Below are 15738 nucleotides of genomic sequence, written 5' to 3' on the forward strand. Positions count from 1 at the left end.
ACGCGACCAGCGGTCACTGCAGGGCCGAGGTCAGCCGCATCACGTTGTCGACATACCTGGAGCCGCGAGACCTGTCGGTCCACTCGGCCCCGGTGAGCTCCCGCGACAGCGAGCGGTAGGTGTCCTCGACCGCGCGCATCCCCTCGACGATCCCGGGGCCGGTGAGCATCAGCGAGACCTCGTAGTTGAGCGCGAAGGACCGCAGGTCCATGTTGCTCGACCCGATCACCGCCACGTCGTCGTCGACGGAGAAGTGCTTGGCGTGCAGGACGTACGGCGCGGGGTACAGCCAGATGCGCACCCCCGCCTCGAGCAGCGCCTGGTAGTAGGAGCGCTGGGCGTGGTGGACCATGAACTGGTCCGCCTGCTCGTTGACGAACAGCTCGACGTCGACGCCGCGCTGGGCCGCGGTGGTGATCGCGTAGAGCAGCGACTCGTCGGGGATGAAGTAAGGACTCGTGATCGACAGGCGGCGCTGGGCCCCGTAGATCAGCGTGGTGAACATCCGCAGGTTGTTCTCCGTGGCGAAGCCCGGACCACTGGGCACCACCTGCGCCACGAGAGCGCCGGTCCCCGGCAGGGCCATGGCGCCCGGCGTCGAGTCCATGGTGTCCTCGAGCACGTCGCCGGTCTCGCTGTACCAGTCGGTGAGGAAGACGGCGTTGAGCTCGGCGACCACGGGGCCCTCGACCCTCACGACCAGCTCGACCCACTGGCGACCCGCCTTGCGGAGCGCCGGCTTGTTGTAGGAGGGCTCGATGAGGTTCTGGGAGCCCGCAAAGCCGACGACCCCGTCCACGACGAGGATCTTGCGGTGGTTGCGCAGGTCGGGGCGGCGCACCCTGCCGCGCAGCGGGTCCAGCGGCATCATCCGGTGCCACTCGATGCCCGTCCCCTCGAGCCGCGTGAGCATCTCCTTGTAGACCGGGATCCCCCGCGACCCGAGGTGGTCGAAGAGGAAGCGCACGCTCACGCCGCGGTCTGCGGCGCGGACGAGGGCCTCGAAGAACGGGGCAGTGACCTCGTCCCACGCGCTGATGTAGAACTGCACGTGGACGAAGCGCTCCGCGGTGTCGACCAGCTCGGCCATCGCGGCGATGCTCCCGACGTAGTCGGGGAAGAGCTGGGCACTGTTGCCGGGGACGGCGGGCAGCGCGCCCAGCCGTCGGTTGAGCACGGCGACCGAGGCGACGTACGCCGGCTCCGGACGGTGCTCGCCCAGCTCGGCGATCGCGCTGGTCCGCTCGTGGATGATCGCGTTGACCCGTTGCTGCTTCTCCCGGCGGGTCCGCTCGACCCGGTTGCTGCCGAACAGCAGGAACGCCAGCAGTCCGAACAACGGCACGGCGATCACCAGGATCAGCCACGCCATCCCGGTGGAGGGACGGCGGTTGCCCGGGATGATGCCCAGCGCCGCGACGATGACGCCGATCTCCAGCGCGAGCAGGCCGATTCCGAGCAGGGTCGCCAGGGACGGGAGCCAGGCAGGCAGCACGGGCGCCTACTCCGGGATCGTCAGGACGTCGACGATGGTGATGCCCATCGAGGCGAGGAAGTTGATGACGCCCTGGAGCTCCTCCTGGTCGACCACCGTCCCGGTGAGCGTCGTCTGGGCGCGAGTCACCGTGGGCACCAGCTGCGGGAAGGCGCTGAGGAGCTCGTCGCTCACGACGTCCTGGACGCGGATCATCACCTTGGTCACCGACCACTCCTGCCTCGCACCCCGGGACGGTTGTCTGTCCCCTGACAGTAGGTCGCGGCGGCCCGGATCCCTTCACCGGAATCGGGGGAGCCCGCAGCTGTGCGGGCGCGCCACTGCGGACGGGGGAGCCACAGGACCCCTGCAACCCCTACATTGGGGTGAACAGGGCCCGTGGCCCGTCGACTCGGGGAGGGTGGCGGACACACCATCGCGGGCCTGTCGGCGTGAGGGAGAGCACGTGGCGACATCCAAGGCACGAGACGTCAAGACCGCCGCTGCGCCCCGAAAGGCACCGGAGCGAGGGGCCCCGACCCGCGGTGGATCGACCCGCGGTGCTCCGACCCGGCGGGAGCCCCCGGTCCCCGGTGCTCCGTGGCTGCCCCGCCCCTACGCCCCCCGCCACGAGCTGTGGGCCCACCTCGACGCCGCCACCGAGGGCGCCGTGACCGTGCTGGTCGCACCCGCCGGCGCGGGGAAGACCCTGGGCGTCGCCGGGTGGCTCGCCACGACCACCCCCCTCGCCGACCCGATCTGGTACACCGCCTCGGCCGCCAGCACGGTCACCGAGGTCGAGGACCTGCTATCGAGGGCGTCCGGTGACTCGGCCGCTCCCCCGCGGCTGCTGGTCGTCGATGACGCGCACCTCCTCTCGGCCGCGTGCGTGCGCCTGGTCGCGGCCCGGCTCGACTCCGACCCCGAGCGGCTCCGCATCCTGCTCATGACCCGGTGGGACCTGGCGATCCCCCGGCTCGTCCCCGAGCTCCTGGGCCACCTGACCGTGCTGCGCGGCGACGTGCTGCGGCTCAGCCGGGAGGAGTCCGCCTGGTTGGCCCTCCAGCACGCCGGGGCGACGCGCGGCGACGTGCTCGAGGCGATCGTCGAGCGGGCTGGCGGCTGGTGCGCCGCACTGGTCCTGGCCGCCCGCGCCAGCGCCGCGATGCAGCCCGGGGACGACGTGGCCGCGATGTTCCGCACGTCGGGCGGGACGGTCGCCGACCTGGTGGCCGGAGAGGTCTTCGTGGGACTCCGTCCCCAGGAGCGGCACCTGCTGCTGTGCGTCTCCGGCGAGGCCGACCTCACCGAGGAGACCGCCCGGCACCTGACCCGCGACCCCCGGGCGGGCGAGGCACTGTCGTCGCTCGAGTCCACCGGGTTGCTCGTGAGCAAGGTGTCCGCCGTGTCCGGCGCACCGGGTGGCGAGGAGCGCTACCGCATCCACCCGCTGCTGAGCGAGGTCGTGCGCCGGCGCCTGGTCGCCGGGGGCGTCGACGTGCAGCGGGCCACGGGGACGGTCCTCCGGGCCACCTGGTCGGACCTGGCCGGCGGCCACACCGCCGACGCGATGCGCCGCCTCCTCGTGCTGGGCCGCTACGACGACGCGGGAGCGGTGCTGGCCGAGCACGGCGCCCGGCTGGTGATGGCCGGCGAGGACCAGTGCGTCGACGCCTTCCTCCGGGCGGCCGGCCCGGCGATCGACGAGCACCCCGCCTCGTGGGGTCTCATCGCCCGGTCGCGGTGGGCGGCAGGCGACGCGGACGCCGGGCGGCACTGGGCCGACCGGCTGCTCCGCCACGAGAAGTCCTACCCGGGGACGGTCTCGGCGCTCGAGTACCACAGCATCCTGCTGCACCGCTCGCGCAGCAGTGGTGCGCACCAGAAGCGACTCGTGGACGCCGCCCTGGTCGACGTGGAGCGGGCGGCGGACGCGGCGGTCCCCGACCCCCACCTCCCCCTCGTGCTGCTCGAGGTCGGCGTCACCGAGAACTGGCTGGGCCTGCTGCCCGCCGCGGAGGAGCACCTCACCCGGGCCGTGTTGCTGTGCCGTGCCGAGGGCTTCGGCGTCGCCACGGCCGAGGCCCTGTCCCACCTCGCGATCACCCAGTTCATGCTGGGTCGCGAGCAGGCCTGCCACGCCCTCGCCGAGGAGGCGCTCGCGCTCGCCGGGGAGCACCAGCGCACCCCGGCGAGCGCGCGGGCGCGGGCCGAGCTCGCCCGGATGCTGGTCTGGTTCGAGACGTTCCCACTCCCGCCGACGGCGGACCCGGCCCCGGCCCCGGCCTTGCCCGGCGACCCGGCCGGCGCCGCCCCCTGGCAGCTCCCGCAGCTGCCGCAGCAGCTCGACGACCTGACCGCAGAGTTCTGGCGGCAGGTGATGCAGGCCCGACTCGCGCTGCTCGGCGGATCGGTCCCCGACTCCCTACGAGCCCTCGAGTCCCTGTCCCCGCTGCAGCGGCTGCCCCAGCACCTCAAAGTCTGCGCCCTGGTGGAGCAGGCCGGTCTCGCCATCATCACCGGCAACCGCACCGCCCTCCGCAACCTGGCCGACGCCCTCGGCGAGTGCGGTGCCGACGGCGAACGCCTCTGGGTCCTCGGCGCCGCCGAGGACGTCGACGGCGACCTCCGCAAGGCCGCGACCCTCTACCAGCGCGCCGCCGCAGGATCCCGCAGGGCCCAACCCCCCACCCGCGCCGTGGCCCTCACCTGCGCCGCCCAGCTCTGCGACTACCTCGGCGAGACCGACACCGCCCACGACCTGGTCGTCCAGGCGATCGACGCCACCGCGAGCCGACGACTCGGCAGCCCCTTCCTCGGATGGAGCCGTCACGGCACACGCATCGGGCAGGTCCTCGCCGGCGCCAAGGCCCTCGACGACTCCGGCTGGGGCGTCGAGCTCCGCCAGGCCTGCGTCGAGCTCCCCGGCCTGTCCGCCATGTTCGCCCCCGTCGTCGCCACCGAGCACGAGCTCGCCACCGTCTCCGAAATGCACCACGCACCCAGCCTCAGCCCCCGCGAGCTCGAGGTCCTCCGCGAGCTCGCCCGAGGATCGACCTACAGCGACGCAGCCGCCAACCTCTTCGTCAGCGAGAACACCGTCAAGACCCACGTCTCCAGCCTCTACACCAAGCTCTCGGTCGGCCGCCGCAGCGAGGCACTCGCGGTCGCCCGCAAGCTGCACCTCATCTGACACGGCTCAGCCCCACGGCCCGAACACGACCTCCCAGTCGCGGGCCATGCTGGTGACCGTCCAGCCGGCGCGCGCGGCGACGTCGGTGATCGGCTCGGGCTCGGTGAAGGTCTCCGCCGAGCTGACGTAGGCGAACTCCCGATCGGCGTCGTCATGGTCGACGAGGAGGGCGAGCGTGGGGCCCTCGCCGGCTGCCGCCCACTCGAGCATCTCCCGGTCACCGCCCGAGTTGCCGGCGGCCATCACGGGTCGCCGGCCGAGGTGCGACTGGATGTGGGACACCTTGGCCGCTCCCTCGTTGGCCGCGCCGTCGAGGGCGGTCGTACGCCGGAGCACCGGATCGCCGTCCTCGACCCCGTAGGCGTAGGACACCAGCGAGCCGACGACGGCCTCCGGCGGCACGCCGTACAGGTCCTCGCTGACGGCACGGACGAACTCGGTGCCCCCGCCCGTGACGATGCAGACGGTGAAGTCGAGGTCGCGCAACGCGTCGACGAGCTCGAGCATCGGCTGGTAGGTCGTGGTGCGGACCGGCCTGCCCAGGGTCGGGTGCTCCGCACGCGCCAGGTAGTCCCGTGCCTGCGCCGTGAACTCCTCGGGCGTGGCCCCGTCGAAGAGGCCCAGCAGGGCGAAGGCGATCCGTTCGAGGCCCAGCTCTCCCATCGCCGCTCGGTCGCCCGCCAGCACGGCGGCGAGCTCGGGCACGGCTGCCAGGGCGGGGTCGTCGGCGCGGCTGCGGAGGGCGTCGACGAAGAAGTCGAGCTGGACGTATCCGGGGCGCTCGCACCACAGCGTGCCGTCGTTGTCGAAGCAGGCCACCCGGTCTCGCGGGGGGATCTGCGGTGCCGCGCGGAGGAACCCGATCACGGCGTCCCGGGTGGGCCCGGGTCGCCACGAGGGCAGCATGAAGGCGTCGTCGATCACCGGGTCTCCTCGCCCGCCGTCCCCGGTGACCTCGTGACGCACCGGAAGCCCACGTGGCTCATGCCGGTGTCGACCATCTGCGGGCGTCGGGCCGCGGGCCGGTAGCGCAGGCAGTAGGTGTCGGCACACAGGTGCGACCCGCCCTTGATGACCTTGCGGCCGACCCTGAACTGGGGCTGCCGGGGGTCGTAGCTGGTCTCCTGCTCCCCTCCGCGGGGGTCGGCGGGCGCGCAGCACGCGCTGCCCGCGTCGTCCGGGTGACGGGTGGTCCACCAGTCGTCGGTCCACTCCCAGACGTTGCCGGCCATGTCGAAGAGGCCGAACCCGTTGGCGGGGAACGACCCGACGGGTGACGTCCGGGTCCACCCGCTCTCCTTCGTGCTGCGCCACGGGAAGTCCGCTCCGTCCCAGGTGTTGGCCATGATCCGGCCCTCGGGCCGTGGCTCGGCACCCCAGGTGAAGTCGGCACCCTCCAGGCCACCCCGGGCGGCGTACTCCCACTCGGCCTCGGTCGGCAGGCTCGCGCCTGCCCAGGCGGCGTACGCCGCGGCGTCGTCGTGCGCCACGTGCACGACGGGGTGGTCCGGCCGCCGCTTGACCGAGCTCCCGGGCCCCTCGGGCGCGCTCCAGCAGCCGCCCGGCGTCCAGGTCCACCACTGGGAGAGGTGGCGCAGGTCGACCGGCCCGCTGGTCGGGGTGAAGACCATCGACCCGGGCTGCAGGTTCTCCGGCGGGGCCCCGGGGAAGTCCGCGGGGTCGAGCGGGCGCTCGGCGACCGTCACGTGGCCGGTCGCGCGGACGAACCGGGCGAACTGCTCGTTGGTCACCGGGCACGGGTCGATGGCGAAGCCGCTGACCCGCACCCGGTGCACCGGAGCTTCTTCCGGGTAGTAGGCAGCCGAGCCCATCGCGAACGTGCCGCCCGGCAGCTCGACACGTTCGCGTCCGAGGCTGGTCGTCGCCCTCACGGGTTCTCAGCTGCTCCCGGCGCCGGCCTTGAGCTTGGCCATGACCTGCTCGATGTTGAAGCTGGCCGGTTCCTGGCGGACCGGGAACTCCCCCAGGGTCTGCAGCATCCTGGCGACGTAGGCCTGCGCCGGGACGAACAGGAAGATGTGGTCGAGCACCCAGTCGAAGTACGTGTTCGAGGTGATGTCTGCTCGCTCGTACGGATCGGTCCTCAGGTTGAAGAGCTTGGGGAACCGGAGCTCGGTGAAGGGCTCCTGCCAGATCTGCAGGGTGCCCGTGGCGCGCTGCTCGAGGAAGACGAACTTCCAGTTGTCGTAGCGCAATGCCGTCAGGTCGCCGTCGTCGGACACGTAGAAGAAGTGCTTGCGCGGGCTCTCGTCGGCGGCGCCGGTGAGGTAGCCGAGCTGGTTGTGCCCGTCGAGGTGCACCTTGAACGACGTACCCCCCAGGTCGGTGCCCGCCCGGAGCCTGTCCGCGACGTCGGTGTCGCCGGCGGCCGCCAGCAGGGTCACGAACCAGTCGTTGTGGCTGACGATCCCGTTGAGCACCTGGCCCTCGGGGATCCGCCCGGGCCAGCGGATCATCGCCGGCACCCGGTAGGCGCCCTCCCAGTTGGAGTTCTTCTCGCTGCGGAACGGCGTCATCCCGGCGTCCGGCCAGGAGTTCATGTGCGGTCCGTTGTCGGTGGAGTAGATGACGATCGTGTCCTCGGCCAGACCCTGCTCGTCGAGCCAGTCCAGCACCGAGCCGACCAGGTCGTCGTGGTCGCACATCGTGTCGTGGTACTCCGACTGCCAGCGGCCGGCACGGCCCTTGCTGCCGTCCTTGACGTGGGTCCGGAAGTGCATGTGGGTCGTGTTGAGCCACACGAAGAACGGCTCGTCCGCGTCCTTGGCATCGCCCATGAACCTCAGGGCCTCGGGAACGACCTCGTCGTCGATGGTCTTCATCCGCTCCTTGGTGAGCGGCCCGGTGTCCTCGATGCGCTGCGTGCCGTCCTCGTTGGCCCACGAGTGGATGACGCCCCGCGGACCGAAGTTCTTGCGGAAGTCCGGATAGTCCTCCTCGGTCGGATAGTCGTCGAGCTCCGGCTCCTCCTCGGCGTTGAGGTGGTAGAGGTTGCCGAAGAACTCGTCGAAGCCGTGGGCGGTGGGCAGGAACTCGTCCAGGTCCCCGAAGTGGTTCTTGCCGAACTGTCCGGTGCGGTAGCCCCGCGCCTTGAGCGCCGTCGCGATGGTGGGGTCCTCGGCCCGCAGTCCGACGTCGGCGCCGGGCATGCCGACCTTGGTCAGCCCGGTGCGGTAGGGGTTCTGACCGGTGATGAAGGCCGCCCGGCCGGCGGTGCAGCTCTGCTCGCCGTAGTAGTCGGTGAACCGGGCCCCCTCCGCGGCGATGCGGTCGATGTTCGGCGTGCGGTAGCCCATGAGGCCGTCGCTGTAGCAGCTGAGGTTGCTGATGCCGATGTCATCGCCCCAGATGACGAGGATGTGGGGGGCCTTGGCCATGAGAAGCCTCCTGGGCACTCGCTGATCGACCGACGTACGCCGGACGCTCGCCACGCTAGGTCGGTCCCGGAGGGACGACCCTCACCTGAAGAGGGTGGTCCAAGCCGGACGAACCCCTCCCCCGGGTCAGCGCCAGCGCACAGGTCGACCGAGGAGCACAATGTCTCGCGTGAGCGCGACGCCCGACGACCCGCTGTCCGTGCCGGCCCCCGACCTCGACCCCGACGAGCTTCTCGCGTCGGTCGAGTCGCTCTGGGGCCTGCCCGGTGACCTGACGCCCCTGCACGGGGAGCGGGACAGCAACTTCCGCCTCGGGTCCGGTGCCCTGCGCCACCTGCTCAAGGTGCACAACCCGGCCGATCCCGAGGAGGTCCTCGACCTGCAGTGCTCGGCGCTCCACCACCTGCGATCGGTGGCGCCGGAGCTGCCCGTGCCCGCTCCTGTCCCGACCCGCGACGGACGGCAGTGGGTGCGGCTGACCGGGCGCGACGGTCGTCCCTCGTTCGCCTGGGTGCTGACCTGGCTGGAGGGCCGACACCCCGAGGGCGACGAGCTCGACGCGGCCCACCTCCGCGAGTGGGGCCGCACGAGCGCCCGCCTCGGGCGGGCGCTGCGCGGCTTCGCCCACCCCGCCGCGGCCCGTCCCCAGACCTGGGACATCAAGCGCCTGCCACAGCTGCGGCCGTGGCTCCCCGCGGTCGCCGCCGACCGACGCGCGGCGATCGAGGCGGTGCTCGACCGCTTCGACGAGCACGTCGCGCCGGTGCTGCCGCGGCTGCGCGCCCAGGTCGTGCACAACGACCTGGCGCCGACCAACGTGCTGCTCGACGACCGGCTCGACCTCACGGGCATCACCGACTTCGGCGACATGACCCACACCGCGCTCGTCTGCGACCTGGCGGTCGCGGCGGCCGACGTGCTCAGTGGGCGGGACGGTGCCCTCGAGCTGGCGCACGAGGTGGTCGCGGGCTACCACTCGGTCACCCCGCTCGAGCCGGCGGAGCTCGCCCTCGTCCCCGACCTGATGGCGGGCAGGTACGCCGCCGCCGTCCTCATCACCGCCTGGCGCACCCGCGAGCAGGGGTGGGCGCCCGCCGTCGACGTCACCGCCCAGGTCCAGCTCGAGGCGATGCTGTCCGCCGGGCTGGACCGCCTGTCGAGCCGTTTCGCCACGCCCGCCCCCCACGGCCGGTCGACCGCCTCGCTGGCCACCGCCCGCGCCCGTGCGTTCGGGGGCCAGCAGCTCTCCTACGAGAGTCCGCTGCACCTCGTCAGCGGCGCCGGCGTGGTCCTCGAGGCCGCCGACGGTCGGACGTACGTCGACGCCTACAACAACGTCCCCGTGCTCGGGCACTCACACCCAGCCGTGACGCGGGCCGTGAGCGCCCAGCTGGCGACCCTCAACACCAACAGCCGCTACCTCCAGGACGCTCCGGTGGAGCTCGCGGAGGAGCTGCTGGCGACGCTGCCGGACCGCTTCGACCGGGTGCTGCTGGTCAACTCCGGGAGCGAGGCCAACGACCTGGCCTGGCGGATCGCCCGCCACGCGACCGGCGCCACCGGCGGCATCGCCACCGAGTGGGCCTACCACGGCGTCACCGAGGCCACCTTCGCCTTCTCCCCCGAGAGCTGGCGCGGTGCCGACCCGCATGCGCACATGCGGCTGGTGCCACCGCCGCCGGCGGACCCCTCGGCGGTGCTCGACGCCGCGCGCAGCCTGGAGGCGTCCGGCCACGGTCTCGCCGCGATGCTCGTCGACGGCGTCTTCACCAGCGACGGGGTCCTCGGACCTGCCCACGGGTGGACGCGCGCGGCCGCCGACGCCGTCCACTCGGCGGGCGGGCTGTACGTCGCCGACGAGGTGCAGGCGGGCCACGGCCGCACCGGACGGATGTGGAGCTTCGTCGCCGGTGACGTCCCGGCCGACCTCGTCACGGTGGGCAAGCCGATGGGCAACGGCTACCCCGTGGCTGCCGTCATCGGCCCGGCGCACCTCGTGGACCCCTTCGTGCGCGACACCGACTACTTCAGCACCTTCGGCGGCAGCACGGCTGCCTGCGCCGCGGCCCTGGCCGTGCTGCGCACCCTCGACGAGGAAGGCCTCGTCGAGGGCGCAGCGACCGTGGGCGCGCACCTGCTCGACACCCTGGGAGAGCTCGCGTCGGGTCGGTCCGAGCTGGCCGCCGTACGCGGTTGGGGCCTGGCCCTCGCCGTCGACGTCGTCGACCCGACGACCGGGCGCCCGGACGCAGACCGTGCCGCCCGGATCGTCGAGCGGATGCGGGAGCGGGGCGTGCTCGTCGGACGCACCGGCCGCGACCGCGCCAGCCTCAAGATCCGCCCGCCGCTGGTCTTCACCCAGGAGCACGCCGACCTGCTCGTCGCCGCTCTCTCCGTCAGCTGCGACGAGCTCGCCTGACGGGATCGATCCGTGCAGCAGGATCCCCTCCGAGGACCGTTGTCGGGGGTGATCCGGTCGAGTTACGCTCCCCGAGCGGATCCCGCTGGATCGCCAGCCGGCCGCCGGGCACTGAAATGGGGCCATGATGGGGTTGCGCCGACACGGTCTTGACGGCCCCACTCTCCAGATGCGCGAGAAGCTCCTCGCCATCGGGGACGACTTCTGGATCGAGGACGACGACGGCAACAGGGTCTTCAAGGTCAACGGCAAGGCCGCGCGGATGCGCGACACGTTCATCCTCGAGGACGCGAGCGGCAACGAGCTGTCGAAGATCCAGGAGAAGAAGCTCAGCGTCCGAGACAAGATGACGATCGAGCGCGGCGACACCAAGGCCACGGTCCACAAGCGTCTCCTGGGCATCCGTGACCACTACGTCATCGAGGTGGACGGTGGTGAGGACCTCAAGGCCCACGGCAACATCGTCGACCACGAGTACGAGATCGAGCGGGACGGCGACACCGTGGCGGAAGTGTCGAAGAAGTGGTTCCGGGTCCGCGACTCCTACGGCGTCCAGATGGCCGAGGGCCAGGACGTCGCGCTCATCCTGGCGATCACGGTGTGCGTCGATGCGATGGCGCGGGGCTGAGCAGGCACCGGTCGTGAGCCTCGGGTTCCCGCAACACCCGGGATCCTCCCTGTGGTGCGGGGTCAGACTGCGACGCTCACCGGGAACGTCGCCAGCCAGGTCAACGCACCGAGCAGCACGGCCGTGCCGGCCATCGTCGTGACCCAGCGCAGTCGGCGGTTGCTGAGCCGCGTGCTCATCCCCGCAAAGAAGAGCACGATGGCGTACAACACCACTGTCAGGACGTAGTTGCTCGAGCGCTGGATGTCGATCCGCACCTCCGCGGCCGACGCCTCGGCCGCCGCGTCGAGCTCTGTGGCCTGGTTCCTCGCTGCGACCTCGTACTCCTCCATCGCGAAAGGGCTGGACGGAGCGTCGGCGTTCGTCAGCGGTCGCTGAGCGATCCAGGCTTCGTACGCCGGGCGGAACTCGTCGCGGAAGCGGTCGACGTAGAAGTCCGCGACCCTCGTCTCCCCCCCGGAGGTCCGCATCGGCCCACGCGATGAAGGTGGCCACGTCGACCTGCGTCTGCGTCCTGGCCGTCCCGTCGGCTCGCGCCGCGTCGATCCTGATCGCGTTCGTCCGGCCGGCCGCCACCGCCTGTTCCCCGTTCCACCGGGTGGCCTGATAGCTGCTCCACGAGGTTGCCAGCGCCGCGACGACCAGCAGCACCGTGACCAGCAGCTCCTGCCAGTCGCGCTCGCGATCCGGTGGCGGGTCAGCGGGCATTGCCATGGTCGTCACACGGAGCGGTCACGTCGAGGCCGACGGCCTCGGCCTGGATGTCGATCACGCGCAGGGACCGCTCCATCGCGATCGGGTGCAGCCTGCCCACGCCGTCACCGTGGGGGTGGTTGAAGAACATCAGCAGCTGCAGCAGGAGCGTGATCACCACCGTCGCGCTGCCCATCAGCATGCCTTGGGGCACCCGTCCCTCTCCCGGGTCTGCGAAGAACAGCAGGTAGGCGAAGATGACCGCGGAGATGGCGAAGAGCGCCAGCCACAACGGGACAGGGATGATGCCCTCCGCACCGTGGACCCGGGCGATGCGCGCCTGTTCGCGGTCGGAGGTCTGGTCCATCCACCGGTCGTAGGCGGACTGCTCGACGGCCGACTTCGGGTCGACGGTGGAGATCGTCAGGAACATCTCGGCACCCCAGGGGTTGATCTGGTCCCCGAGCTCGCCAGACGCGAGCGCGTCCCACTCCGGTCCGGCCACGTAGCGCGCGTAGCAGATGAGCTCGCCGGTGAGCTCCGCACCTGCGTCGGGCAGGAACTGGGCCGTCTGGACCTGTTGCGCCACGACCGTGGCTTCGGTCTCGGCGCCCGAGCGTGACTCGTCGTACGACGTGAACCCCAGGAAGATGATGAAGCCGAGCAGGATCGAGAAGCCGGTGGCCAGGACACCGAAGACACCCGAGGCTCGGTCACCGTCGGTGAAGTAGCTGCCCTCCGGTGCCCGTCGACGCACCACCAGCATGGCCGCCACCGTGATGGTGGTGGCGACGACGGCGACGACGAGCCCGAAGAGGATGTTCACGCTGCGGCACCTGCCTGGCTCCTCGATACTCGGGCGGCGAGTCCGAACCTGCCTCGATCGACCGTAGGCAGCAAGGTCAGGGTGCCGCATCACCCGCTTGGGATGAGACCTGCTCAGCCGGGTCGGTCCGCCGCGAAGGGCTCGAAGTGTGCGCGAGCAGCGTCTCGAGCTGCGCGGGGCTCAGCCGGGCGCTGCTCGGGGGCACGGCCGTCATCGCCGTGGGCGTGCTCTTCGCCGTGGTCGTTCCCGGCACCTACGACCTGGTTTCCAGGAGCAGGCGTGGACCGAGATGGCCCGCGTGCTGGAGATCGATCCCGCGTTCCTCGACGACCCCTCGTCGTACTTCGCCGGTCGGGGCGCGTCTCACCCCCTGCGAGCTCGAGACACTGCTCGCGCACCTCACTCCGTTCCGGGCGCGACCCGCACCCAGCCGACCCTTATCGCCAACGGTGACCACGACCGCATGGTGTCCTCCGTCCTCTCCGAGGAACTGCACCGACGCATCCAGGGCAGCGAGCTGATCATCTACCCGGGCTCCGGTCAGGGTGGGATCTTCCAGTTCCACGACAGGTTCGCCCCAATGGTCGTCGACTTCCTCGGCGCCTCGGCATGAGGTCGACGCGCAGGGACGAGGTGTCGCGGTCAGGTCGGGGGTCTGACGAGCCGAGTGGCCACACGGACCTCGGTGCCGAGCCAGCGGAGGTGGTCGACGAGCTCCTCGCCTGCTGCAGTGAGCTCGTCGTCGCTCATCGGCTCGAGTGCATCGAGGATGAAGAGTGCGCTGGTGGTGTCCACGGTGAGCTGGGTGCGCCGGCCCTGGCGCCAGTTCCAGCGGCGGCAGGTGGCTCCGGTGTCGTCACGCCACACGACCTCACCCGGGTCGGGGTGCTCGACGACGGGCTGGCCGTCGGCGACCGTGTCGAAGTGCTCGGCGCCGGTGGCTCGGACGAGCCGGGGCGCGCCGACGTAGGCGGTCATGTCCTCCCCGCCGATCGGGACCTGGTGGATGACGCTGATGGCGTTGTAGACGTCCGTCAGCGGGTTGACCCGCGGAAGACCGGAGGCTGCGCGGCGTACGAGTGCCTCCAGGCTGTTGCGGGTGCGTTGCGGCTTGGCGCCGAACGCCCGGTAGGCGTCGCGCCAGGCAGCCACGTGCGGCAGCTCCTCGGCGGAGGTGTCGGCCAGCAGCTGCTGCGCAGTCGCCTCGGCGCTCGTGAGCAGCGCCTCCCCCGCCCCGTCGGGCGCGCCGGTCGTGCTGTCGGTCGAGGGCGTGAGTCCGTCGACGGCGACGAGGAGGACCCGGTAGTCGGGTCGGAGCGCTGCGACGGCCTCGTCGATGCTGGCGCCGGCGAGGAAGGACTCGAGGTCAGTCATGGCTCGCCCCCGGAGGTCGCACGGGCGAGGCAGAGTCAGGCACGACGCCTCCCCGCAGCCCTGTCGGGCTCCGGTTCCTTCGTCGGCACCACGTGCGGCAGATCCTTGGTGAAGGCCAGGGAGAGCAGGGCCAGGAGGGCCGCAGCGAGCAGCCCGGTCTTGAGCGCCTGCAGCTGTGCGGACTCGTAGTCGTCGACGAGCGCCGTCGTGGTCGCCTCGTCCAGCCCCGCCTCCTGGGCAGCCGCAGTGACCTGGTCGGCGGACACGAAGTCGATTCCGGACCCCGCAGCCACACCCACCTGATCGGAGACGGCGCTGCTGATCCGCTCATCGGAGGAGATGTTGTCCACGAACTCCGAGGTGAGGCCCGACAGCACGACCGCCCCGAGCAGGGCCACGCCCAGGGACGACCCCAGCTGCTGGCCCGTGAACTGCAGGCCACCTGCCTCGCCGCGGCCCGATGCGTCGACCGAGGACTGCACGACGTTGCCCAGCTGGGAGGCGATCAACCCCATCCCCACGCCGAGCAGCGCCATCGACCAGGCGAAGCTCGAGCTGTCCAGCTCCGGCTCGATCGTGGCCATGAGCAGGACGGCGGCGGCCATGCTCGTGGCCAGGCCGGCCCGCACGATGGACCGGATCGGGAAGCGACCGGACAGCCGCGACCCTGCTGCCGAGGCCAGGAACATCGCGATGGAGACGGGGAGCATCTTGAGACCGGTCTCCAGGGCATCGAGCCCGATCACCAGCTGGAGGTAGAGCGGAATCGTGAAGAAGACGCCCATCAGGATCAGGTTCTGGCTGAACAGACCGATCAGGCCGGAGCGCAGCGGGGCGATCTTCAGCAGCGCCAGGTGCAGCAGCGGGTCGCGACCGCTGCTCTCGCGGCGACCCTGCCACGCCGTGAACGCCCACAGCAGGACCGCCCCGAACCCGATGACGAAGATCGTCAGCGAGAAGCCGAAAGGGGTCACCGGCGACTCTTCCTTGGGCTTGACCCAGCCCCAGGTGCTCGACTGGAGCACTCCGAGGACGACCAGGCCCAGGCCGGCTGCGGACAGGACGGTGCCCACGATGTCCAGCCTCGGAGCCGCGCCGGTCCGCACTGCGTCCGCGACCTTCGGCGTCATGACGAGGATCAGGGCCACCAGGAGCACCTCGCCGGCGAAGATGACTCGCCACGAGTACTCGGTGGTCGCCCAGCCGCCCAGGATCGGCCCCACGGCGATCCCTGCCCCGGCGACCCCGCCGATCACGGCGTACGCCACCTTGCGCGACGCACCCTCGAAGTTGCCCGCGATCAGCGCCACCATCGCCGGCAGCACCAGGGCGGCACCGAGCCCTTCCAGGACCGACCAGCCCAGCGTCAGGACGACCACCGACGGCGCCACCGCCGTGAGCGCAGAACCGCAGGCGTAGATGACCAGGCCGATGACGAACGCCTTCCGGCGGCCGATGATGTCGCCGATCTTGCCGCCGGTGAGCATGAACATCGCCATCACCAGGCAGTAGAGCGTGATCACCGCCTGGATCGTGGTCACGGTGGTGTCGAAGTCGGCCACCAGTGCGCTGATGGAGACATTCATCGCCGACTGGTCCAGCACCATGACGAACTGTGCGATGGCCAACGCCACGAGCGGCAACCAGTTCGTCTTCGGCGTCTCGCCTGTCTCGGTCACCTGGGATGCACCAGCAGTCATGGCTGCTCCTCCTCGGCATAGGGGTTTGCCCGA

At 71.3% G+C, this 15738-nt stretch carries 13 protein-coding genes; 4 read left to right on the forward strand and 9 right to left on the reverse strand.

Going from position 1 to position 15738, the window contains the following annotated elements; translation table 11 throughout:
* Positions 1-13: 13 nt before the first annotated feature.
* The gene (cls, locus tag ASG88_RS16725) at positions 14-1495 is read right to left on the reverse strand and encodes a cardiolipin synthase (protein WP_235534888.1); all 1482 of its coding nucleotides are present in this window, start codon (positions 1493-1495) and stop codon (positions 14-16) included.
* Positions 1496-1501: 6 nt separating this feature from the next.
* Positions 1502-1702: a hypothetical protein gene (locus ASG88_RS16730; protein ID WP_056888563.1), complete on the reverse strand. Its 201-nt coding sequence runs from the start codon at positions 1700-1702 to the stop codon at positions 1502-1504.
* 238 nt (positions 1703-1940) lie between these two features.
* Between ASG88_RS16730 and ASG88_RS16735 the strand changes: the two genes are divergently transcribed.
* The gene (locus ASG88_RS16735) at positions 1941-4667 is read left to right on the forward strand and encodes a helix-turn-helix transcriptional regulator (RefSeq protein WP_056888564.1); all 2727 of its coding nucleotides are present in this window, start codon (positions 1941-1943) and stop codon (positions 4665-4667) included.
* A 6-nt stretch (positions 4668-4673) separates the two neighbouring features.
* Here the strand turns inward: ASG88_RS16735 and ASG88_RS16740 are convergent, their stop codons facing one another.
* Genes ASG88_RS16740 through ASG88_RS16750 form a run of 3 tightly spaced genes read right to left on the reverse strand, consistent with a single transcriptional unit; the run spans position 4674 to position 8065 of the window.
* Positions 4674-5591: an HAD family hydrolase gene (locus ASG88_RS16740; RefSeq protein WP_235534889.1), complete on the reverse strand. Its 918-nt coding sequence runs from the start codon at positions 5589-5591 to the stop codon at positions 4674-4676.
* Entirely contained in the window at positions 5588-6559 is a 972-nt protein-coding gene (locus ASG88_RS16745) for a formylglycine-generating enzyme family protein (protein WP_082600581.1), read from the reverse strand. Before ASG88_RS16745 ends, ASG88_RS16740 begins: the two co-directional genes overlap by 4 nt.
* Before the next feature lie 6 nt (positions 6560-6565).
* Positions 6566-8065, reverse strand: a complete 1500-nt coding sequence (locus ASG88_RS16750; RefSeq protein ID WP_056888565.1) for an arylsulfatase — start codon at positions 8063-8065, stop codon at positions 6566-6568.
* 169 nt (positions 8066-8234) lie between these two features.
* Between ASG88_RS16750 and ASG88_RS16755 the strand changes: the two genes are divergently transcribed.
* Together ASG88_RS16755 and ASG88_RS16760 are read left to right on the forward strand one after the other, a co-directional pair.
* The gene (locus ASG88_RS16755; protein ID WP_056888566.1) at positions 8235-10484 is read left to right on the forward strand and encodes an aminotransferase class III-fold pyridoxal phosphate-dependent enzyme; all 2250 of its coding nucleotides are present in this window, start codon (positions 8235-8237) and stop codon (positions 10482-10484) included.
* Positions 10485-10653: 169 nt separating this feature from the next.
* Positions 10654-11112, forward strand: coding sequence for an LURP-one-related/scramblase family protein (locus ASG88_RS16760; RefSeq protein WP_235534890.1), 459 nt, complete (start codon positions 10654-10656; stop codon positions 11110-11112).
* A 62-nt stretch (positions 11113-11174) separates the two neighbouring features.
* On the opposite strand, the gene ASG88_RS16765 is transcribed toward ASG88_RS16760, so the two are convergent.
* Together ASG88_RS16765 and ASG88_RS16770 are read right to left on the reverse strand one after the other, a co-directional pair.
* Positions 11175-11582 (reverse strand): hypothetical protein, encoded by a 408-nt coding sequence (locus ASG88_RS16765; protein ID WP_056888567.1) that lies wholly within the window; start codon positions 11580-11582, stop codon positions 11175-11177.
* 227 nt (positions 11583-11809) lie between these two features.
* Positions 11810-12631 (reverse strand): DUF4239 domain-containing protein, encoded by an 822-nt coding sequence (locus ASG88_RS16770; RefSeq protein WP_056888568.1) that lies wholly within the window; start codon positions 12629-12631, stop codon positions 11810-11812.
* A 463-nt stretch (positions 12632-13094) separates the two neighbouring features.
* Between ASG88_RS16770 and ASG88_RS23885 the strand changes: the two genes are divergently transcribed.
* Entirely contained in the window at positions 13095-13244 is a 150-nt protein-coding gene (locus ASG88_RS23885) for a hypothetical protein (protein WP_235534891.1), read from the forward strand.
* A 29-nt stretch (positions 13245-13273) separates the two neighbouring features.
* Here ASG88_RS23885 and ASG88_RS16780 read toward each other — a convergent pair whose 3' ends face one another.
* A complete protein-coding gene (locus ASG88_RS16780; RefSeq protein WP_056888570.1) occupies positions 13274-14005 on the reverse strand; it encodes a B3/4 domain-containing protein in 732 nt (243 codons plus the stop codon).
* A 35-nt stretch (positions 14006-14040) separates the two neighbouring features.
* Positions 14041-15705 (reverse strand): MFS transporter, encoded by a 1665-nt coding sequence (locus tag ASG88_RS16785; RefSeq protein WP_056888571.1) that lies wholly within the window; start codon positions 15703-15705, stop codon positions 14041-14043.
* Positions 15706-15738 lie beyond the last annotated feature (33 nt).

It is taken from the genome of Nocardioides sp. Soil777 (assembly GCF_001428425.1).
In the GTDB taxonomy this organism is placed as follows: domain Bacteria; phylum Actinomycetota; class Actinomycetes; order Propionibacteriales; family Nocardioidaceae; genus Nocardioides; species Nocardioides terrigena.